Source organism: Vibrio sp. Isolate23, from assembly GCF_022398095.1.
GTDB classification, from domain to species: Bacteria; Pseudomonadota; Gammaproteobacteria; order Enterobacterales; family Vibrionaceae; genus Vibrio; species Vibrio coralliilyticus_A.
This window is the reverse complement of record NZ_JAKEUV010000006.1, coordinates 216,758-237,792: the sequence shown is the minus strand read 5'-3', so window position 1 is coordinate 237,792 and position 21,035 is coordinate 216,758. Positions and strand designations below refer to the sequence as shown.

Here is a 21,035-nt window from a genome sequence, read left to right as displayed (position 1 = left end):
CGTTTTCGCGTCTAGATTCAACGAAAAAGATCCGTTAAGATCCGCTCCCCATTTCACCAGAGTCATTAGAATGAACTACCAAGAGCTCGCAAACAAGATCAAAGTTTGGGCAAAAGAGCATGGCTTCCAAAAGGCCGGTATTTGCGATATTGACCTGAGTGAACATGAAGCTGCGTTACAAAAGTGGCTTGATGCAGGACACCACGGTGAAATGGACTGGATGGCTCGTCACGGTATGATGCGTGCGCGACCGGCTGAGCTGTTACCAGGTACAATACGCGTTATTAGTGTTCGTATGGACTACCTTCCCCCTGAAGCCTTGTTTGCAGCCAATCTAGCAGATCCTACCCAAGCTTATATCAGCCGCTATGCACTGGGTCGCGATTACCACAAGCTGGTACGTAATCAGTTAAAGAAACTTGGCCAAAAAATAGAACAGGAAGTGGGCCAGTTCGGCTACCGCCCTTTTGTCGATTCAGCGCCGATACTTGAACGTCCCTTAGCTCAAAAAGCAGGCCTAGGCTGGACGGGAAAACACTCGCTCATTCTAGATAAAGATTGTGGTTCATGGTTCTTCCTTGGCGAACTACTGATTGACCTACCTTTGCCTGTTGATGAGGTTCATCAGGGTAACTGTGGTAAATGCACCGCCTGTATGACTTCTTGCCCCACTCAGGCCATCATCGAGGATGGAGTGGTCGATGCTCGTCGTTGTATTTCTTATCTGACGATTGAGTTCGATGGTGTAATCCCAGAAGAATTTCGTAAGCCGATGAGCAATCGTATTTACGGATGCGACGATTGCCAGTTGGTTTGCCCATGGAATCGGTTTTCTGATGTCACAGAGCAGGAAGACTTCCATCGTCGGCAAGCTCTAACTTCACCTGACCTCCTAGCTCTATTTGAATGGGATGAAGAAACCTTCCTCAACAATATGCAAGGCTCAGCCATTCGTAGAATCGGTTATATTCAATGGCTAAGAAATTTATCGATCGCCATGGGCAATGCGCCATATTCAGCTAATATTATTGAGGCACTCAAACAACGCTTAGGATTAAATGACCTATTAGATGAACATATTCGCTGGGCATTGGAGCAACAAATTGCTCAGGTTCCTAACTCTTCGACTAAGCTCAATAGGCTCATTCGAATTGTACAGAAAGGGCTTCCCAGAGATGCATAAACTTTGCCTAACTTTCTTCAGCAGAGTTTGATTTAGCTCTAAAAATGAAAATGTGGAAAAAACAAAGGGCGATTGCTTGTTTTCTTTCAGCTGAAGAAGTTAATCACATTAGCTATAAATGACTAAGATCAAAAAACAATCACTTAATGATCGAATGAAATTCTCTATAAGTTGTAGCGAATATCAACAATATTAAATAAATACAGCAACTTACAAAAAAGTTCCAACTAGAAAGAAACTTTCATAAAACAAAAGATCATTTCTCAGCCACACTTATTTGTGAAAACAATCAGGTTACCCACCAACTTATCCACAATATAAATTTTGTGGATAACTCTGTTAATCTTTACAGCTAACCCTGACTCACCGAGGCTTGTCATCAAGATATAAATAAGCACATCTCGTACTGATTTGATTTTTAGACATAAAAATGCCCACCGATTCGGAGGACTTAATATGATTTTTGATTGGTTTATGCTTCACAGCATTAGATAAAGAGCGGTGACCAATGAGGTCGATTCAGACATTTGTGGTCTGAGAAGAATTTGGAGCGACACACGAGGTTCGAACTCGTGACCTCAACCTTGGCAAGGTTGCGCTCTACCAACTGAGCTAGTGTCGCATTGGTTGCGGAGGCTAGATTTGAATCGATAACCTTCGCYAGGTTTTATGAATGGCTGAGCCCGACGAGCTAGCGAATCACAACACCTTAAAATTTGGTTGCGGGGGCCGGATTTGAACCGACGACCTTCGGGTTATGAGCCCGACGAGCNTTGGTTGCGGAGGCTAGATTTGAATCGATAACCTTCGCCAGGTTTTATGAATGGCTGAGCCCGACGAGCTAGCGAATCACAACACCTTAAAATTTGGTTGCGGGGGCCGGATTTGAACCGACGACCTTCGGGTTATGAGCCCGACGAGCTACCAAGCTGCTCCACCCCGCGTCCGTAGTCATCATTCAAAGCATGATGAAAGCTTTTTAATTTGGAGCGACACACGAGGTTCGAACTCGTGACCTCAACCTTGGCAAGGTTGCGCTCTACCAACTGAGCTAGTGTCGCATTTGGTTGCGGAGGCTAGATTTGAATCGATAACCTTCGCCAGGTTTTATGAATGGCTGAGCCCGACGAGCTAGCGAATCACAACACCTTAAAATTTGGTTGCGGGGGCCGGATTTGAACCGACGACCTTCGGGTTATGAGCCCGACGAGCTGAGCCCGACGAGCTAGCGAATCACAACACCTTAAAATTTGGTTGCGGGGGCCGGATTTGAACCGACGACCTTCGGGTTATGAGCCCGACGAGCTACCAAGCTGCTCCACCCCGCGTCCGTAATCATCATTCAAAGCATGATGAAAGCTTCTTAATTTGGAGCGACACACGAGGTTCGAACTCGTGACCTCAACCTTGGCAAGGTTGCGCTCTACCAACTGAGCTAGTGTCGCATTTGGTWGCGGAGGCTAGATTTGAATCGATAACCTTCGCTAGGTTTTATGAATGGCTGAGCCCGACGAGCTAGCGAATCACAACACCTTAAAATTTGGTTGCGGGGGCCGGATTTGAACCGACGACCTTCGGGTTATGAGCCCGACGAGCTACCAAGCTGCTCCACCCCGCGTCCGTAATCATCATTCAAAGCATGATGAAAGCTTNGAGCCCGACGAGCTAGCGAATCACAACACCTTAAAATTTGGTTGCGGGGGCCGGATTTGAACCGACGACCTTCGGGTTATGAGCCCGACGAGCTACCAAGCTGCTCCACCCCGCGTCCGTAATCATCATTCAAAGCATGATGAAAGCTTTTTAATTTGGAGCGACACACGAGGTTCGAACTCGTGACCTCAACCTTGGCAAGGTTGCGCTCTACCAACTGAGCTAGTGTCGCATCAACAACGTTTTCGTCGTTTAGGGCTGCGAATTATAAGAGCATTTTTTTGTGATGCAAGTCCTTCCAGCAAAAAAAAGGCGTTTTTTTTCTGTTTGATGAAAAAGCACACAGATTAGAATATTTTTCCATCTAAGCTTGGCTTTTCCATCATCATCTTTGATAAAGAGTTGCTGGTATTAGATGTCAAAAATTGTTTGGCGGTAGTACTTTAACTCAGAAATTGACTCACGAATGTCATCCAAAGCCAAGTGGCTTCCTTTCTTAGAAAAGCCCTCTAATACCTCAGGCTTCCAACGACGTGTCAACTCCTTCAGTGTACTGACATCGATATAGCGATAGTGGAAATACGTTTCCAGTTCAGGCATGTGCTTATACAAAAAACGGCGATCTTGACCGACGCTGTTACCACATATTGGGGACATCCCTTTCGGCACCCATTGCTCAAGGAATTCTATTGTCTGACGAACCGCTTCCTGCTCATTTACATCACTAGCACGTACACGCTCGACTAAGCCACTGCCAGTATGTGTGGTCGTACACCACTCATCCATCTTGGCCAGCTCTTGTTCTGATTGGTGAATGGCAAGTACCGGTCCTTCAGCTAAAATATTCAACTCACCATCCGTGACGATAGTAGCGATTTCGATGACTTTGTGGGTTTCCGGGTCTAAACCTGTCATCTCGAGATCAATCCAAATCAAATTTTGATCACTAAAGGACATAAATCGTTGCCTATTGGTTTTATGCTAAAAGAGGTACTATACCCAAATTCTGATCTTCAGGGTAGTTATCCTAGGATCCATCAAGGCGAATTAAGTTAAGTAGACAAATTGTGGCAAAGAAGAAAAAACTAACCAAAGGTCAAGTTAGACGAGTTAGGAGCAACCAGAAGCGAAAACTCACCAAGGAAGATTCCGTTCAATGGGAAGAGTCCATGTTGGGTACAGCCCAGAAAGGTCTAGTGATAACACGTTTCGGGCAACATGCCGACATTGAAGATATCGAAAGTGGCGAAGTCCAGCGCTGCAATTTGCGCCGCGGTATCGAGACCTTAGTTTCTGGCGACAAGGTGATTTGGCGCGCTGGACTGGAGTCTATGGAAGGCATCAATGGTGTTGTCGAGGCTGTTGAGCCACGTACTTCCGTTTTGACTCGTCCTGATTACTACGATGGTTTAAAGCCTGTCGCGGCTAACGTCGATCAAATGATCATTGTTTCTTCGGTATTGCCTGAGCTGTCACTGAATATTATTGATCGCTACTTGGTCGCATCAGAAACACTCAACATTTCTCCGTTACTCGTACTGAATAAAATTGACTTGCTGGAAGATGAGCAGCGAGCCTTATATCAAGAGTGGCTCAGTGAATACGAACGTATCGGTTACAAAGTACTGTTTGTGAGTAAGCAAACTGGCGAGGGTATCGCTGCGCTGGAGGCTGAACTCAAAGATCGCACCAATATTTTTGTCGGCCAGTCAGGTGTGGGTAAATCAAGCCTCGTCAACGCACTTATGCCTGAATTTAATGTCGAAGAAGGTGAAGTCTCTGAAAACTCGGGGCTAGGTCAACACACTACAACCGCCTCGCGCCTGTATCATATCCCGACAGGTGGTGATTTGATTGACTCTCCTGGAGTGCGTGAATTTGGTTTATGGCACTTAGACGCAGAAGACGTGACCAAAGCATTTGTTGAATTTCGCCGCTATTTAGGTGGGTGTAAGTTTCGAGACTGTAAGCATAATGATGACCCTGGCTGCGTGCTGCGCGAAGCCGTTGAAAGTGGCGAGATCAGTGAAGTACGCTTCGAAAACTATCATCGCATCCTCGAGAGTATGGCGGAAGTGAAAGCCAACCGTCAGTACTCACGCAATAAAAAAGCCGATCTGTAACGGCTTCTTGCACAAATCATCGGTGCTAGATACTGACTTCGTTAACAAATTTAAGTAGTATCTCGCGCCCAAAAGTAAGCAAACATACAGTTAGCATTGGAATTAATGACAATGGATAAGATAAAAGTTGGACTGCAGTACTGGCTCCCTCAACACGGCTTAACCCGTCTCGTCGGTAAGCTGGCATCCGCAAAAGCTGGCGGCCTAACCACAGCTATCATTCGCTGGTTCATCAAGCAATACAATGTCAACATGGACGAGGCTAAACACTCAGATCCCAAGCACTTCAAAACTTTCAACGACTTTTTTGTTCGTGAGTTGAAAGAAGGCGCGCGCCCGATCACTGAAGGCGAGTCTATTATCACCCACCCTGCAGATGCATGCGTCAGTCAGTTTGGTCCAATTACTGACGGCAAGCTGATTCAAGCAAAAGGTCACGATTTTTCAGCGCAGGAACTACTGGGTGGCGATGCTGAGCTAGCAGAAGAGTTCGCCGATGGTGAATTTGCAACACTTTACCTTTCACCACGTGACTACCACCGAGTCCATATGCCATGTGATGGTACACTGCGTCAGATGATCTACGTGCCGGGCGATCTGTTTTCCGTCAACCCTCTGACCGCTGAAAATGTCCCAAACCTGTTTGCTCGTAATGAGCGTGTGGTGTGTGTCTTCGATACCGCATTTGGTCCAATGGCTCAAGTGCTGGTGGGTGCAACGATCGTCGGTAGTATAGAGCAAATCTGGGCTGGCACGATTACCCCGCCACGCGGCAATACGGTCTACAAATGGGATTACCCAAGCGAAGGGGACAAAGCCGTGATTCTTAAGAAAGGCGAAGAAATGGGCCGTTTCAAGTTAGGTTCGACCGTTATCAACCTGTTTGCTAAGGACGCGATAAAATTCGACGATTCCATGGCTAACGGCCAAACAACGGTGATGGGTACGCCTTATGCCCATATGACCAAGCAAGAACAAGAATAAACAAAACAGCCCCGGCTATCGGGGCTGTTTCATTCTCTATCAGCATAGTCGAGTGAGCAGGAACACTCCATGACTGGTTACCTGCTCAATTCTCTCAAGCGAAGTGTACTTTAGGGCTTTCTACTAACCGTTGGTACTTTCGAAAATCTTATCAGCGGAAGCGGCAACAAACCCAGGGTAAAGTTCACCGTTGCTCATTGGGTAACGCTTAGCAAACTCATAGAAGCCACCAGGAACCATCTCAGTACCTTCAGTGAAGGTCACTGGTACTTTATCCGCCATGGTAGAAGATTGCTCAAGCAGCACGTCTGGCGAGCCTTTCACTTCACCGCCTGATTCATTGATCGTAAAGCCAGCTTCACGTAGGTGGTCATTAACACCTTTCACTTCTTCAAAAGCATCAAGCTGATTTACACTAACCGTAAAGTGGTTAGCACCGTAGCCGTGTGCCGCTAGCCAAGAAGCGTATTCACTCTCTTTTGCCAGCAACTGATAATCAGCAAAACTCAGATCCCATAGACGCCCACCAGACAAGAACTCATGACCTTTTAGCTTATCGGTATCCAATTGCTCAACCAGCTTGGCAACAATGGCCTGAAGCTCTGGAGAACACTCGTTCACTTTTAGCTCACTGATAAAAACTTTTGGCTGTTTCGGGTCTGGATGCTCAAAGTGCTTCGCCACTAACTTCTTACTTTCGAACTCGTAATCACCGCACGGCTTATAGCCAGCGTCGATAAACGGTTTGGCCAGTGTCTCAATCCCCAAAGGTGCGACATTAAATGTACGCAGCGCAATGTGGTCATTGATCAATGGCTCATTTTCCTGAAGAAGATGGTGAACTTTATCAGCAGATGGACATAAGCGTTGAATATAGTCATTCCATAACGACTGGAATAAAACTTGTGGCGTCATAACGCCTCCTTGTTTGGGTTTGTCTACGTTAACGGAGTTATATTTATTGTTTATTTAATTTTATAAATGAGGCTATCTGACCAAATTTGTCCAGAAATCTGATCAGATAGCCTTCAACCTGTGACGTTTAAAAACCTCCCCAAAAAGGGAGGCGGTAAGGGAAACCCTTAAAATATTTTTATAACTCAACACCCGGGCTCAATGTAGCAGGTAGTAGAGTTTCACCACCCTCCATTGATGCCATTGGATATGCGCAGTAATCTGCTGCGTAGTAAGCACTTGGGCGTAAGTTACCCGAAGCACCTGGACCACCGAATGGTGCATCACCGCTTGCGCCAGTTAGCTGACGGTTGCGATTGACGATACCTGCGCGAATGTGGTCAACAAAGTAATCCCACTCACTGTCATCGGTTGAAACCAGCCCCGCCGATAAGCCAAAGCGCGTATCGTTTGCCAGTTCAACGGCTTTCTCTAAGCCTTGGTAACGCACCACTTGCAGTAGTGGTCCAAAATACTCTTCATCTGGCAGATCAGCGATTGGTGTTACATCAATGATGCCAGGAGAAACGAACGCTGCTTCACCCGCTTTCGCTTCTAGCAAGCTCACACCGCCAAGGCTTTGCAAGTTTGTTTGCGCATTAAGAATAAAGTCAGCCGCTGCTTTAGAAATCTGAGGGCCCATAAATGGCGCAGGCTCAGCAAATGGCTGATCAACACGAATCTTTTGTGTTGCTTCAACCAGCTTGCTCACCAGTTGATCACCTTTCTCACCAACAGGTACGTACAGGCGACGGGCACAAGTACAACGTTGACCAGCACTGATGAAAGCAGACTGAATAATGGTATACACGGTTGCATCCAACTCGCCATAGTTCTCAGAGATCACCATAGGGTTGTTACCACCCATTTCTAGCGCCAACATTTTACCCGGCTGCCCTGCAAACTGACGGTGCAGGATATGACCTGTGTTTGCACTACCCGTGAACAATACGCCATCAATGCCTTTCGAATCCGCCAGCGCAACACCGGTTTCCTTCGCGCCCTGAACAAGGTTAATAACGCCCGCTGGTAAGCCCGCTTGCTGCCATAGTTTCATTGCGAACTCGCCAGTGAGTGGCGTTTGCTCTGAAGGCTTAAACACAACCGTGTTACCAGCAAGCAGTGCCGGAACAATGTGACCATTTGGCAAATGGCCTGGGAAGTTATAAGGGCCGAATACTGCCATCACACCTAGAGGACGATGACGTAGAACAATCTGGTTGCCTGCCGCTTCACATGTTGCTTCACCCGTACGCTCATGGTAAGCACGGATAGAAATCCCGATCTTACCCGCCATCGCAGCCGCTTCTGTGCGTGTTTCCCAAATAGGCTTTCCGGTTTCTTTTGCAATGATTTCAGCGATTTGCTCGCTGTTTTCTTTAACTTTTTCGGCAAAGGCCAGAACAATAGCCTCACGCTCAGCATAAGTCATTTTCTTCCAGCTAAGGAAGGCGCTGCGTGCTGCACTGACGGCCGCTTCAACCTGCGCAGGTGACGCACTGTCACCTTGCCAGATTACTTCATTGTTGTATGGGCTGGTCGAGTTCATCGCTTCGCCTTGCCCTGCAAGCCACTCGCCTGCAATCCAATGTGTCATGTTTCTATTCCTTTCGATTACTGAGCTAGCATGCGAACGTATTCGCCTTCGTTGACTTCCAATGCTTTGGCAACATCCGGTGATAGAATCACAGACTCAGAAGCTTGGTCATACGCGGCTTTAGCAGCCACGGCACGGAAGTTTTCAAACGACGTGTTTGAGATAAGGTAATCTTGCGAGCTGGTGTGCTCGGCAATGGTGATTTTCGCGCGGAATGAGTGGCGGACCGACTCGATATTACGCACATCACACTCTACCGATGGGCCGCCATCAAAGATGTCGACGTAGTTACGGCAAGTGAAGCCTTCTTTCTCAAGCAAACGCAATGCAGGCTTGGTATTTTCATGTACCTGACCAATCACCGCCTGAGCTTCTTTGCTCAGCAAGTTGATATAAATCGGCAACTTAGGCATTAGGTCGGCGATAAAGCCTTTCTTGCCGATACCCGTCAGGTAATCGGCCATAGTGAAATCAATCGAGAAGAAATGCTCTTGCAACCACTGCCAGAATGGCGAGTTACCATTTTCATCGGACACGCCGCGCATCTCAGCAAACACCGTTTTAGAGAAACGATGTGGGTGCTCTGCCATCATGAGAAAACGACATTTAGACATCAAACGGCCATTTAAGCCACCACGGAAATTCGGGCGCAAGAACAAAGTACAGATCTCACTGCAACCCGTGTAGTTATTACCGAAGGTCAACAGTTTAACCACATTATTCACCCCCAATTTTGGCGATGAATGCACTATGGTACTGATGTGGTAAGAATAAAATGGAACATCCCAACCAATTGAAGCTTCAATACCAGTACAACCAGCCACTTCACCAGTTTCACTATCGAAACCGACCATTAAGTAACCTTCGTCACCCGGTTCCGTTACATTAGGCTTGGCAAAGCTGTACTCAGAGTGAGTAATACGGTTGGTTAACAGTTCCTCGTTAACCGGAAGAGATGTGAATCCATGACCCGACTCAACTGCACAAGTGTGCAGCGCATCGTAGTCCGACATTGCTATAGGGCGAACAACCAGCATCGATACTCCCTCCTGATGCAGGATACCAATGCTATCGGTCATCTATTTGTTGTTGCTGGCAAATCGCTAATCACTACGTTGTAGTTTTTGAAGTTAGGCTCGCTAGCTTGCTGCAAGCTACGCCTTGTTCTAAGCAATTTTTCCTGAGTAACTACCCAAACACATGACCGATAGCACTGGTATTGGGAGAACTGTTGCGATACAGCTCTCCCAGTTTGTTTATTTATTATTTAACTAGAGTGGCGAGTGCTTTATCTAGTTTTGCTAATCCTTCTGCGATTTCTTCTTTGGTGATAACCAGTGAAGGCGTAAAGCGAACCACATTTGCGCCAGCCACTAGCACCATCAGGCCTTCTTTGCCTGCTGCAACCAGTACATCACGCGCGCGGCCCTGCCATTCATCATTCAGAGCAGCACCAAGTAGAAGACCTTTACCACGTACTTCAGCGAAGATTTGGTATTTATCATTAAGTTTAGTTAATCCGTCACGGAACAGCGCTTCACGCTCTGCAACACCCGCTAGAGTTTCTGGTGTGCTGACAACATCAACAACCGCTTCAGCAACCGCACACGCGAGTGGGTTACCACCGTACGTTGAGCCGTGCGTACCAATTTTCAGATGTTTAGCCAGCTCTGTAGTTGTCAACATCGCGCCGATAGGGAAACCACCACCGAGCGATTTCGCTGTGCTCAGAATATCTGGTGTGACACCCAGACCTTGGTAAGCATAGAAGTGACCAGTACGACCGTTACCCGTCTGAACTTCGTCAAAGATAAGCAGCGCGTTGTGCTTATCACACAATTCACGAACCGTTTGAACGAACTCATCAGTTGGAGAGATGATACCGCCTTCACCTTGAAGCGGTTCCATCATGATCGCACAAGTACGGTCAGAAATGTGCGCGCGTAGTGCTTCCACATCATTGTATGGCAGATGAGTAACATCGCCAGGCTTAGGACCAAAACCGTCCGAGTAAGCCTCTTGGCCACCCACTGTGACAGTAAAGAAAGTACGACCGTGGAAGCCTTGCTTGAACGCGATGATTTCAGATTTCTCAGGACCAAACTTGTCAGCCGCATAGCGACGTGCCAGCTTTAGAGCCGCTTCGTTTGCTTCTGCGCCTGAATTAGCGAAGAACACTTTTTCTGCAAAGCTCACCTCTGTCAGCTTCTTCGCCAAGCGAAGCGCAGGTTCGTTTGTCATGACATTACTGAGATGCCACAGTTTTTTGCCTTGCTCCGTCAGAGCGTTAACCATTGCAGGGTGACAATGACCCAGACAGCTCACGGCTATACCACCAGCAAAGTCGATGTACTCTTTGCCTTCCTGATCCCAAACACGAGCGCCTTCGCCCTTGACTGGAACCATTTCCATTGGGTTATAACAAGGGACCATCACCTCATCAAACAAACCGCGTTCTACTTTATTTTCGACTGTCATTGCACATTCCCTCTCGATACCGCATGCCAGGTAATTTTTGCATCCTTGCTTTCATTTAACGAAAGCACATATTGTTTTGCATTTCAGCAATTGCGGCATTGTATTTACATTTAATTAACCATTTCAATAGTGAATTATTCTTTTTACTTCACCACTAAAAGCCTGTTCTGCATCAGCGTTGAGTATTTATGCATTAAGCCACTGCTTTTATGAAGCAATATATTCTTATAACAAAGATAAGCTGTAGTTAAGCATAGTAATAACAAGGGCGCAGAGTCAGACAGGACAATGCCTGCGAATAGTTTTTCACATAATATCCGTGCGCAAAAATATGAAAGAAATGTTAAAAAAAGTGATCTCAATCAGAGTTTATTGAGTCAAAAAGAGAGGGTTAGCGACATAAAAAGTTAGCAAGTAGCTCATGCCCTTGCTCGGTTTTGATCGATTCAGGGTGAAATTGCACCGCATCAATAGGTAATGTCTTATGCTGATAGCCCATAATTTCGTCCATCGAGCCATCTTCTCGTTCCGTCCAAGCGGTGAGCTCAAAACACTCGGGTAGCGTACCGTTTTGTACCACCAGCGAATGATAGCGCGTAACTGTGAGAGGGTTCTTCAAACCAGTAAAGACGCTACGGCCGTTGTGTCGAATTGGGGAAGTTTTTCCATGCATCACCTGACGAGCTCGCACCACTTTACCACCAAACACCTGAGCAATCGCCTGATGGCCTAAACACACACCAAGTATCGGCAGCTTACCGGCAAAGTGTTCAATCACTTTCAGGGTGATCCCTGCTTCATTGGGAGTACACGGCCCTGGTGAGATCACTAGATGAGTCGGCTGCATCGCTTCAATCGCCGCAATGTCTATTTCATCGTTACGCACAACTTTTACCTCTACACCCAACTCGCAAAAGTACTGGTACAGGTTATAAGTAAAGGAATCGTAGTTATCGATGATTAACAGCATGGGTCTGGATTGGTAGTAATACAATTGGCTCGTCAGGGGCGGTATTGTGCAATACTAAGACGGAAAGGCAAGCAATAACTCCGCAAACGATAAAAATAACGCCAGCGTAAGCTGGCGTTATGGGTTTACAGTCATATTGGCTAGCGATCTATTTTATCGTTGCTCCTTTAGCAATAAAAACACCTGATGCCAAAGCAAAGCTAGATAATACAGCAAGGGCTAAGAATGCGATCCCGCGTATCATTTTATTATTCACCCTTAATACCAACATAAATAGGACCAGGTGCACCGCCATAACGAGGAAGGTTGCTACAAGTATATTTATCACCACTGTAATAAGTTATAATAGTCTTACCTGTTGATTGCGCTGTCAGTAATACGCTTAACATCCCTTGACATGCTTCAGGGCTGACCCCTTTCCAATGTTTCTCGATATTACACATCACGGTATAATCACCCCGATATGACGTATACACATTGATATTACCGTTAGCATATTGAAGAACATTCTTAACGGTTCCATAACAAGTAATATCTGCCATGGAATGAGTACTAAATAGAATTGCTGTTAGTAACAGTATTTTTTTCATTATTGTTTCCTAGTTTACCGGCGGTGGGTTTCCAAGCGTGATGTACCTTGCTTTATAGTTGCCAGCGTATTTAACAGAGTCGTCAAAAGAGACCGATACCTCTTTACCTGCCATAAACGCGCCTAAAATCATTGAATAAGCAGAACTGTCGGTCGCTGCAAATAACACCGTATTACTAGAAGGCCGTACATAACACTCTCCTGCTTTATCTGCGCCTTTTAACGTAAACCAGAATGCGGGTGGCTTCCATGAAGGGATTGCATCGCCATCATGAGTGCGAATATATTCGATTTCACCCTTTACAAATCCTCGCTCTGCATTCGCTAACACAGAGAAAAATACTAAAGGGACAAGAAAAATTAACTTATATAATGTTTTCATATTTTCACTTAAGGGGTTAATAAATTATTACTTAATTATATCTGAATGTTTTTATGCTTACTTCCCCCTACCATCAATAAAGCTTATTTTTGAGAAGAAAAAGCAATAGTTGCCAACATCATTAATCATTAAATAACTAATTCTCATCATTGATTCCACTGGGTAGAATACCCAGGAACAGTGTCCTTAGAATGGTTAGCCGATACACCATTCAACACGTTAGGGATTAAACTGGCAGGGCTCGATACAATAGTCGTATTGGGACGAACTATCGACATTAGGGCAGTGCCACAAATTAAGTCCAGAGAGGCACAGGACCCACGGCTCCCTGCAGCCGGATAGGCAAATCCCGGCAGTGAAAGAAGATAAGAAGACTTAATATAGCCATGCCGCTGTAAATTATTGGTTCTCCAAGCGCCTAACGAATGACCAATCAAGTGACCGTTTTTTGTCCCTTCTCTAACAATTTGAGATGAGACCGCGTCCAGTAAACCTTGAACGTTTAGTAGTGAGTCATTGATATCCCAAAACACACCTAATCCTGGCTTAATAAACCGGCTCGTAAAGCCTTCTACATGTGATTTATTACTGTATGAGCCTCCGGCAATAGACAAGCCCGCTTTCGAATTTAGTCCAAGAATTAAATTAAACTCTTCTAAGCTCATTCCCCAACGAGCCGCATGCCGTTGTAGCTCTGCTTGAGCTAAGTATTGCAACGAACTACCCACGCCATTTTGAACCATGGTCCCGATGCTTGCTCCCCAGTTACCCTGAAGAAACATTAAGGCTTGCCCTAACTTTGGATCTTGCGAGCCAGCGACCATAGTGCCCGCTTTTATCGCAGCTTGTTGTACTGTTAAATCCGCACCTGAGCTACCGAAAACCCATTGCGCACCTCCGGCTACGGCTGCCGATTTAAGTGAATCTGAAGAGGAAACACCATGAGCTCTATTAACTTCATAAGTCCCAACTGCTGCACATGCTGGTGCCCATGGCCCGCAGAATGCAGAGCCAGCAGTAATAATGGCTCTAGCAATGCCATAATCTATTTTCTTAATCACTCTCCTTACTATTTTTTTCAAGGATTTGAAAAAGTAGCCACTTGGATCGGTATAACTCAGCGGATTATTAAGCACATAGCTATATCGATTGAAACTGCCAACTGTATAAAGCTGTTGAACAAATGGGTCCGGGCTAATAAATCGACCCAACTCTTGATCGTAGACTCGTCCATTCATATGAACTAAACCAACTTCGGTAATGTCTTCATGTCCGGTATAACCGCGGTTGGTAATGGCGTTTTGTACCACCTCCAACGGCCCGTTATCAGACCACGCGACGTTACGCTGCTTACCCCAAGTATCGTAACTACGGCGCTCTACCACTAAACCGTAACCATCGGTGATCATATCGACTGAGTTCAACGCATCGTAATGCAGGTAGCGGACTTGTTTATCTTTAAGCTGGCTCTCACCATCGTCAGTGTGAGTATTCAGAGCAATCAACTTGCCATCGGCATAAACAAAGTGTTTGTGTTGAACAACCCCTGTATTGGTATCCTTGACTCGCTCATAGCTCTTGCCAAAGTAGAAGGTTTCAATGCCGTCGCTGTTCTTCTTCAGATAACGATTATGGTTAGCATCATAGAAAAACTCGACGGTTTTACCGTTGCGGGTGATCTTGTTTGGTTTGTTGAATTCCGTCCATTCCAGCTCTCGTTCGTTGGTCGAGTTGCCATCCGCCCATGCGCGCAGCATGTTACCGTTATCGTCATATTGGTAATTTAGCCCATTGGCTTTTGTCACGGCGTGTGGCCCTGCCTGCTGGCCGCTGTAGTGGTAGTCTCCAATGTCGGATTTATGGATCAGATTGCCCAGCTTGTCATAACGATAATGAAACGGCCCCGCTAAGTCTGGGTTGTCTACACCGTGTTGTGTTTTATTCGCCAAACTGATGGTATTGCTGGTGACGCGATCTAAACCATCGTACGTCCAAGTATCGGTGATGCCCAACTGCTCATCGTATCGGTAGGTCACGTTGTTGTGATTGTCATAGCGATACTGAATAAAGCGGACATTACGCCCTTGGCTGGTACTTGCAGAGAGGCGTGGATCAAACAACACATTCGCTTTATGGGTGGTAATATAATTCGGTCGACCGGTATTGGTATCATGGCTGTAGGTGTTAACCAATCCATTACCCAGTGTTTCCGACAACGTATGATCATAAGCATCGGTTTCACGACGTTGCCAATAGTAAAGGTAGGCAGGGTTATCTAATGACGCTTCCATTTCTGACTGAGTCAGAATCATATTGAGGTGATCAGCTTGGCTAGATTGCTGCGTGTTCTCACAATGATTACGAGAAGAGGCCTCTAGCTGATCCCCGCCTAACTGATTCGCATATTCACAGTTCAAACCACTCAACTCTGCCACTTTTTCTGACAGGCTAATCAACTGGCTTGCAAGGTCGGTGTAGAACTTATAGCGAGTGTTTGCCACTGTTTCAGCTTCAGATAAGTCATCAGCAGCAAACAACAGTTCGCCACGTGTTTCACTATCCGCCTGAGCAATATAGATATCATTATTGCTCATTAAATCTTTCTGACCGTTACTGTCATAGTCAGTCAGTAAGAAGTCATGTGAGGCACTCAAGCTTTGCGCATTAAACTCCGAAGCTGGCACCGTATGGACGGTCGCATTGTAGTTACGCACTCCCGGTTGGGTGTTGGCTAAGGTGGTCGTCAGGCGATAAATTGCGCCTTCCAACGTAATATCCAGCGGGATAGACACATCATCATGAAGCAGTACCCAAGTTGCTGGACGTAAATAACATTCGCCTTGGTCGTTACACCACTGCTTATAGCGATAACCATCACCCAACAAGGCTTGTGAGGAGGCATCCAGATTGTGCACATTGACGGTTTTGCTGTTGTACTCAGCCGCCTTAGTGGTAAAGAAGCTTTCCTGAGTAGCGTAGCGTTCTGCCTTAGTGAGGTAAACATTGGCTTGTGCAATTGCATCATTCAGCAGCTCACGAATACCTTCACGGAAACTGGCACTGGTAAAGACTTCATCTGCATAATTTCGCGGACTGCGTACCCCTGCGACGTAGCCATAAGGGTTATAAACATATTCAACCGCTAGGCGATCATTGCTGTTGGTGCTGCTCAATAACTTGGCCGCACCGGCAAGCGTGGTATCGATGCCGTTTGGTCGAACTTCCCTAGCAACACGCTCGAACTTATCGTAGAAATAATGGGTACTGAACTTCTCGTCACCAACTTGAACGGCGACTTCTTCAGTAAGACCTGCAGAGTTGTAGTAATAGTCCGTTTCACTGCCATTGCCAGTAAAGCCTGATAGGGTGCCAAGCGCTCCGCGTTCATCATAGCGCCAGGTAGATACATTACTCCCTTCGGTCTGCTTCACTTTTCGGCCAAGACTATCGTACTCAATCGTGGTGATCGTTCCTTTCGCATCACGCTTATAAACCAGCTCACCCGCGGCGTTGTAGTTGTAAGTCCACTGGCCCATATCTGGGTCATCCAACGAATGACGATGACCTAAATTATCATAGCGAATTTGGGTCGTGTTACCTGCGGAATCCGTGCTTGAACGTAGTTTTCCATCCGGATAGTACTGATAGGTTTGGTAGGCACTATCTGGCTCTTCTTTACGTAAAATATGACCCATCACATTCGTTACTGTCGTATGAATAAAGCCTCGTGCATCTTTAACACTGGTCGTGTATCCATCATAACTTGTGTCGAAAGTGGCGATTCCCCCAGCATTGGCAGGCTCTTGCTTTTGAATTTCTCGGTTTAAGGCATCATAAGTAAAAGCCACTCGAGGTGCCGAGGCTTTGCTACCAACAAACTGAGGTCGAGAAAGGCTAACTTTTCGACCATTGCGATCCCACCGAGTATCGACCACGACTAACTGACCGCTAAAGCCAGTGTGCAGTTTACGAATTTTTCGGCCTGCATAGTCAAAAAATGTCATCACCTGGCCACCAGAAGCGGGGTTAAGAGTAACGCAGCTCACCGTCTGACTTGTTGAGTGCGGACCACATTGCTCCCCCAGTTGGTATTGGGTGTGATTGGTATTCCCCGTACCGGGCAGAGATTCACTAATTACACGACCAAAAGCGTCATAAGTAAGGCTCTTGGTACGGCCTTTCAATGCACCAATTGATTGGCTCAGCAAGCCTTGAGCATTAAATTGAGTAAATGAGACATGCCCTAACGCATTGGCAGATTCTGTAACGTATAACCCTTGACTGTCATATTGAGTGGTTGAGATTCGCGCAACAAGGTCAGAGCCTTCTACGCTTTGCGACACAACATTGCCCCATTGATCATTATGATAGCGATTAGTAACGCTTTTACCGCCTGACGTAGTATCACTGCTTGACTCATAGTCAGAGCTATTCACAGAACTGGAAATCAAAAAGCCATGGTTATCGTAGTGATAACTATTACTGGTCGTACGGTTCAGTTGAGTTGTATCGTCGGTTATCGTAGCTGTTGACGTGACCACAGCGCCAATTTTCCAAAAGCTATCACCCGTTTCCGTGACCAGTTCAGTACGTGTCGTCCTTGAGGTAGTGAACTCCATATTTCCATCACCGTCAAAATCACCAATCACGTAGCTACCACATGATTTCGGGTTAGCGGTATTAAAATCTGCGGCGGAAGAGTGAATTAACGTTCCAGCGTACACCGTGAGCCCATCTAGATCAGTGCTAGATTCTGTGACTTGATACTTAAAGTAAGAGTCATAACGTTGTAGCACTAAAGGAATATCGACATCACTATGAATGAGCACGATATGATCATTGGCTTTAAAGTAAACGTCACCGTTCGCGGCACAATAACGCCCAAGCCCTGCTTTAAAAGAGCTCAGCACGGCCGCTAGATTATCGATGTTGCTGACTGCCGAAATATCATAGATATGATGATTGTTGTTCACACCAGTTGAGAGGTAATCAAGCTTATTCGTTCGAGTAAATTGACCTGCGCCATCAAGCTCACTTGAAATAACGGTTGTCTCTTCAAGCAAATTCCCAAAGCGGTCCATGATACTGCTCATGGTCTCTTTTCTTTCGACCACATCACTGTTCAAGCCAAACTGACTTTTAACAACTTTGTCTGCGTACACTTGGTAGTACTTAGCGTTATAGCCTTGACGAGTATGCAATTTGTATTGGTAACGATTCTCAGCGACTTTCTTACTATTTTTAAAGATTTCGACCTCAAGTGGCTTGCTGGCTATCGCAAGATCTTCTTGCTCAAACGTGGTTTTAGTGGTCGTGATAACATCCGCATTTTCTGTTTCAGTCATCATTTTAAAACCTAAGAAGCCTCCTCCATTAAGATGCGTCTTCGCGTCTTGATATTGGTAGCGATGGTGAGTCGTAGCATAGCCTTTTGGCGCTTTAACCATACTCGCGACTAAATAGCGCCTTGGCGTTATCACTTGAAATGGGTACGAGCTGGTATTAGAAGCCGTGTAAACACTGTTGTCACTGGCAGCTTTGTAAGTCACCGTATAATCAACACCTACTTCAGAAAAATGCGTAATTTTGTCTTGGGCATGCTGCGAGGAATAGCGAATATGAGCTTTAGCATTGTTACCATCAGCACGAGTTAATACATCCGGCCAGCCATCGCCATTCACATCTTGAACCGAATAAATCTTTTCGCTGGCATCGAGAAATACGCTGGTCGAAAACTGGTTATTCTGAGTGTTTTGGTAGAAGTAACGGCCATAGCCCAATTCTGGGTAACCGTCATTATTTAAGTCGGAGAAGTAGATACTCTCATCGTGTGAGACGCTATGACTAATAGCAAAAGGAGAATTAAATGATTTACCATTAAACAGGTGAATGTAGAGTTTACCTTTCGATGTTCCTGAGCCCATCACCACATCAAGATAACCATCAGCATTCACATCAGCAAACGACTTTAAAACTCGTCCCTCCGCAGAGGACAACGTTTGCCAAGCCCCTCCCGTTATTCGATAACGATATCCGCCATTTGCCACATCAAACTTATGTAAGTCATCAATCCCATCACCATTGATATCAATGGTTGCGTAACCTTTTTGATAGGTCTCAACACCATCACCATTAAAGTCACCATAATTCACGCCATTGGAAGCATATTTGCAGCTATCACCTGAACAGGTATTAAACTGACAATAGTGACCTAATTGACCATTCCCCTTGTTATACGAACTTGCGGTATTGATACTACATTGGTTCAAAGCAACACTAGGCGAGATGACACTACCACTCAAGCTGTATGACTTCACATTGGTATGTGTTACACCGTTTAAACCTCTAACTGACATGGTGCCATTGCTGTTACGGCTCAACTCACCGTACGTTTTTACTTGCCCATTTACCTCCAAGTATCTGGGGCTATTAAAACCTGTACTTGTCGCCCCACCTAGCCCCGGATGACTTCGACCAGTCCAAGTAAAGCGAATATCACTAGAGCACTGGCCTTCAGCACAGTAATTAATCTTGGTCAGTTGGCTGCGAGAAGTCGTAGGAGACGTCTGATAAATGAGATCATATGTGCCAATTTTCTCCCCTTTGCTGTCAAAGGTTTCGAGCTGCTTTAGTCGCTCTGTTCTATTAAGTTGCTTACCGCCAAGATAGTGAGAAGTTGTATCTGAGCGGTTTTCATAAACAAGGTTAACTTTTCCCCCTACGTAGGTGATCTGTGTGAGCTTATGTTTACCCGCCCCATTGTCTTCGCTGTAAACAAAATCGATATGATTTGCCTTACTGGCATCCGTGATTCGATTCAGCGCCCATTTATATACATCGAGTTGTGTGGGGAGTTCGACTCGCGAGTCTTCCGTTACACCATATTCATAAATAGAGCCGTCCTTGTACCAAACCTTAAAGCTCGATGGCCCCTTTCCTACGCGACCAAACGACACAATCTTGGCATAGCCATTATTTTCCACTCGATATTCCGTCAGGTCTTCGCCGTCCCTACCTGAAATCGCGATCAACCTTTGTCCATCAAGGCAGAATCGGTCATTGTCATCAAAATTCACCCCGCCCCGACGACCGTCTTTATATAAGCTCTTACCACAACGAGAAATCGAAGATAACCCGCCTAAGCTCCACCCAATTCCAAGCATGCCATTAGGGGAATCACTGCGATACTCGATACTTAACCTAGGTTGATGGCCCGCTCGGCCCGGTGCTACTGAGATGGGCAATGAGTAGCTTGCTTGGCTGCCTGAGACCGAAAAGTCACCTGATAGTTTGATGCTTTTTCCAGCCTCTAAGGTGAGAGCCAAAGCAGAATAAGAAAAGACGACTGCTAGAAGTAAAACTACATGTACTGCATAAATATGAGGAAAACGATTCGATTTCATATAAGCCACTGCGGTTATTTTCTTGATTTGGATTTGTTGACCACTCTAAAAACTCAGAAAGCTATCAATTTGAGCTGTGTATGAGGCATTTCTGAAGCAAACGGTAAGGAAAATCACTGCATTTTATTTTGGGGACGGCTTTCGACGGTTTTTATTCAAGCCCAAGCCATAAATTGACGATAAAAATAAAGGCGCTGAGTGTATGGTGTGTAAGGCAGTGGTAATAAAAACGAGTAAAACCACGATAGTGAGATAGTGTATTTGAGTCATCATTGATTTCACTCTGGTGAAAAGTGGAAATGGGCTACACTTCCACCCCATATTGTTATCTAATTAGCAGGAAAAATCATAATACTCATGAATAATAATCAACCTTTAAATAGATTCAAATCGAAAAAACATAGATACGATTCAAATCACAACGAATATGAAAAAATGGTACTTTGGTTTAGTGAGTCAAATAAATCCCGTTAAGATCTGTGCTCTACTCTATAAAATGCTTTAATTTGATACTCGCTGTTGAATACTCAGGCAGGAACCAGCGTAACCGACCTGTTAATTCAAATAAGAAATGGAAAAGCGGTATGGTTACCACAAGTTCGCTCTGAAACAGCCTTATACAACCTGAAGCACCTGTTAGGCGGGAAAGCTTAAATTGATGATCTCAGCTCCATGGTTAAAGAGCTGGCTATGCATTGTTCATCATCCAGCTTGTCGTT

12 protein-coding genes and 8 tRNA genes are annotated in these 21,035 nt (G+C 45.6%); 3 read left to right on the top strand and 17 right to left on the bottom strand.

Going from position 1 to position 21,035, the window contains the following annotated elements; all coding sequences use genetic code 11:
• The first annotated feature begins 70 nt into the window (after nt 1-70).
• On the top strand, nt 71-1,183 hold the full coding sequence (gene queG, locus L1D31_RS15915) for a tRNA epoxyqueuosine(34) reductase QueG (RefSeq protein ID WP_239838064.1): 1,113 nt from the start codon (nt 71-73) through the stop codon (nt 1,181-1,183).
• A 546-nt stretch (nt 1,184-1,729) separates the two neighbouring features.
• On the opposite strand, the gene L1D31_RS15910 is transcribed toward queG, so the two are convergent.
• The 9 genes from L1D31_RS15910 to orn form a co-directional block, all read right to left on the bottom strand.
• Nucleotides 1,730-1,805: transfer RNA gene (locus L1D31_RS15910), tRNA-Gly, on the bottom strand.
• 245 nt (nt 1,806-2,050) lie between these two features.
• Nucleotides 2,051-2,127: transfer RNA gene (locus L1D31_RS15905), tRNA-Met, on the bottom strand.
• A 41-nt stretch (nt 2,128-2,168) separates the two neighbouring features.
• Nucleotides 2,169-2,244, bottom strand: a tRNA-Gly gene (locus L1D31_RS15900).
• 190 nt (nt 2,245-2,434) lie between these two features.
• Nucleotides 2,435-2,511, bottom strand: a tRNA-Met gene (locus tag L1D31_RS15895).
• 41 nt (nt 2,512-2,552) lie between these two features.
• Nucleotides 2,553-2,628: transfer RNA gene (locus tag L1D31_RS15890), tRNA-Gly, on the bottom strand.
• Between the two features lie 96 nt (nt 2,629-2,724).
• Nucleotides 2,725-2,801: transfer RNA gene (locus tag L1D31_RS15885), tRNA-Met, on the bottom strand.
• Between the two features lie 73 nt (nt 2,802-2,874).
• Nucleotides 2,875-2,951: transfer RNA gene (locus L1D31_RS15880), tRNA-Met, on the bottom strand.
• Between the two features lie 41 nt (nt 2,952-2,992).
• Nucleotides 2,993-3,068: transfer RNA gene (locus L1D31_RS15875), tRNA-Gly, on the bottom strand.
• A gap of 179 nt (nt 3,069-3,247) precedes the next feature.
• Nucleotides 3,248-3,793, bottom strand: a complete 546-nt coding sequence (orn, locus tag L1D31_RS15870; protein ID WP_239838063.1) for an oligoribonuclease — start codon at nt 3,791-3,793, stop codon at nt 3,248-3,250.
• A gap of 110 nt (nt 3,794-3,903) precedes the next feature.
• Between orn and rsgA the strand changes: the two genes are divergently transcribed.
• Nucleotides 3,904-4,959, top strand: a complete 1,056-nt coding sequence (gene rsgA / locus L1D31_RS15865) for a small ribosomal subunit biogenesis GTPase RsgA (RefSeq protein WP_239838062.1) — start codon at nt 3,904-3,906, stop codon at nt 4,957-4,959.
• 111 nt (nt 4,960-5,070) lie between these two features.
• Nucleotides 5,071-5,943: an archaetidylserine decarboxylase gene (asd, locus tag L1D31_RS15860; RefSeq protein ID WP_239838061.1), complete on the top strand. Its 873-nt coding sequence runs from the start codon at nt 5,071-5,073 to the stop codon at nt 5,941-5,943.
• A 123-nt stretch (nt 5,944-6,066) separates the two neighbouring features.
• On the opposite strand, the gene L1D31_RS15855 is transcribed toward asd, so the two are convergent.
• From L1D31_RS15855 to L1D31_RS15820, 8 genes are all read right to left on the bottom strand, one after another.
• The gene (locus L1D31_RS15855; protein WP_006963236.1) at nt 6,067-6,858 is read right to left on the bottom strand and encodes a DUF1338 domain-containing protein; all 792 of its coding nucleotides are present in this window, start codon (nt 6,856-6,858) and stop codon (nt 6,067-6,069) included.
• 178 nt (nt 6,859-7,036) lie between these two features.
• Complete coding sequence (gene astD, locus L1D31_RS15850; protein ID WP_239838060.1) at nt 7,037-8,494, bottom strand: succinylglutamate-semialdehyde dehydrogenase; 1,458 nt, start codon at nt 8,492-8,494, stop codon at nt 7,037-7,039.
• 17 nt (nt 8,495-8,511) lie between these two features.
• Nucleotides 8,512-9,531: an arginine N-succinyltransferase gene (astA, locus tag L1D31_RS15845; protein ID WP_239838083.1), complete on the bottom strand. Its 1,020-nt coding sequence runs from the start codon at nt 9,529-9,531 to the stop codon at nt 8,512-8,514.
• A gap of 226 nt (nt 9,532-9,757) precedes the next feature.
• Nucleotides 9,758-10,972 (bottom strand): aspartate aminotransferase family protein, encoded by a 1,215-nt coding sequence (locus tag L1D31_RS15840; protein WP_239838059.1) that lies wholly within the window; start codon nt 10,970-10,972, stop codon nt 9,758-9,760.
• A gap of 391 nt (nt 10,973-11,363) precedes the next feature.
• The gene (locus L1D31_RS15835; RefSeq protein ID WP_239838058.1) at nt 11,364-11,942 is read right to left on the bottom strand and encodes an aminodeoxychorismate/anthranilate synthase component II; all 579 of its coding nucleotides are present in this window, start codon (nt 11,940-11,942) and stop codon (nt 11,364-11,366) included.
• Between the two features lie 248 nt (nt 11,943-12,190).
• The gene (locus L1D31_RS15830; RefSeq protein WP_239838057.1) at nt 12,191-12,532 is read right to left on the bottom strand and encodes a hypothetical protein; all 342 of its coding nucleotides are present in this window, start codon (nt 12,530-12,532) and stop codon (nt 12,191-12,193) included.
• 9 nt (nt 12,533-12,541) lie between these two features.
• Complete coding sequence (locus L1D31_RS15825) at nt 12,542-12,913, bottom strand: hypothetical protein (protein WP_239838056.1); 372 nt, start codon at nt 12,911-12,913, stop codon at nt 12,542-12,544.
• A 146-nt stretch (nt 12,914-13,059) separates the two neighbouring features.
• Entirely contained in the window at nt 13,060-20,316 is a 7,257-nt protein-coding gene (locus L1D31_RS15820; RefSeq protein WP_239838055.1) for an RHS repeat-associated core domain-containing protein, read from the bottom strand.
• Nucleotides 20,317-21,035 lie beyond the last annotated feature (719 nt).

Bases quoted from the DNA above. Each gene is read 5' to 3' on its own strand.
- L1D31_RS15835 (WP_239838058.1), bottom strand. From the start codon at position 11,942: ATGCTGTTAATCATCGATAACTACGATTCCTTTACTTATAACCTGTAC.
- orn (WP_239838063.1), bottom strand. From the start codon at position 3,793: ATGTCCTTTAGTGATCAAAATTTGATTTGGATTGATCTCGAGATGACA.
- astD (WP_239838060.1), bottom strand. From the start codon at position 8,494: ATGACACATTGGATTGCAGGCGAGTGGCTTGCAGGGCAAGGCGAAGCG.
- L1D31_RS15840 (WP_239838059.1), bottom strand. From the start codon at position 10,972: ATGACAGTCGAAAATAAAGTAGAACGCGGTTTGTTTGATGAGGTGATG.
- L1D31_RS15820 (WP_239838055.1), bottom strand. From the start codon at position 20,316: ATGAAATCGAATCGTTTTCCTCATATTTATGCAGTACATGTAGTTTTA.
- queG (WP_239838064.1), top strand. From the start codon at position 71: ATGAACTACCAAGAGCTCGCAAACAAGATCAAAGTTTGGGCAAAAGAG.
- L1D31_RS15830 (WP_239838057.1), bottom strand. From the start codon at position 12,532: ATGAAAAAAATACTGTTACTAACAGCAATTCTATTTAGTACTCATTCC.
- L1D31_RS15855 (WP_006963236.1), bottom strand. From the start codon at position 6,858: ATGACGCCACAAGTTTTATTCCAGTCGTTATGGAATGACTATATTCAA.
- asd (WP_239838061.1), top strand. From the start codon at position 5,071: ATGGATAAGATAAAAGTTGGACTGCAGTACTGGCTCCCTCAACACGGC.
- L1D31_RS15825 (WP_239838056.1), bottom strand. From the start codon at position 12,913: ATGAAAACATTATATAAGTTAATTTTTCTTGTCCCTTTAGTATTTTTC.
- astA (WP_239838083.1), bottom strand. From the start codon at position 9,531: ATGCTGGTTGTTCGCCCTATAGCAATGTCGGACTACGATGCGCTGCAC.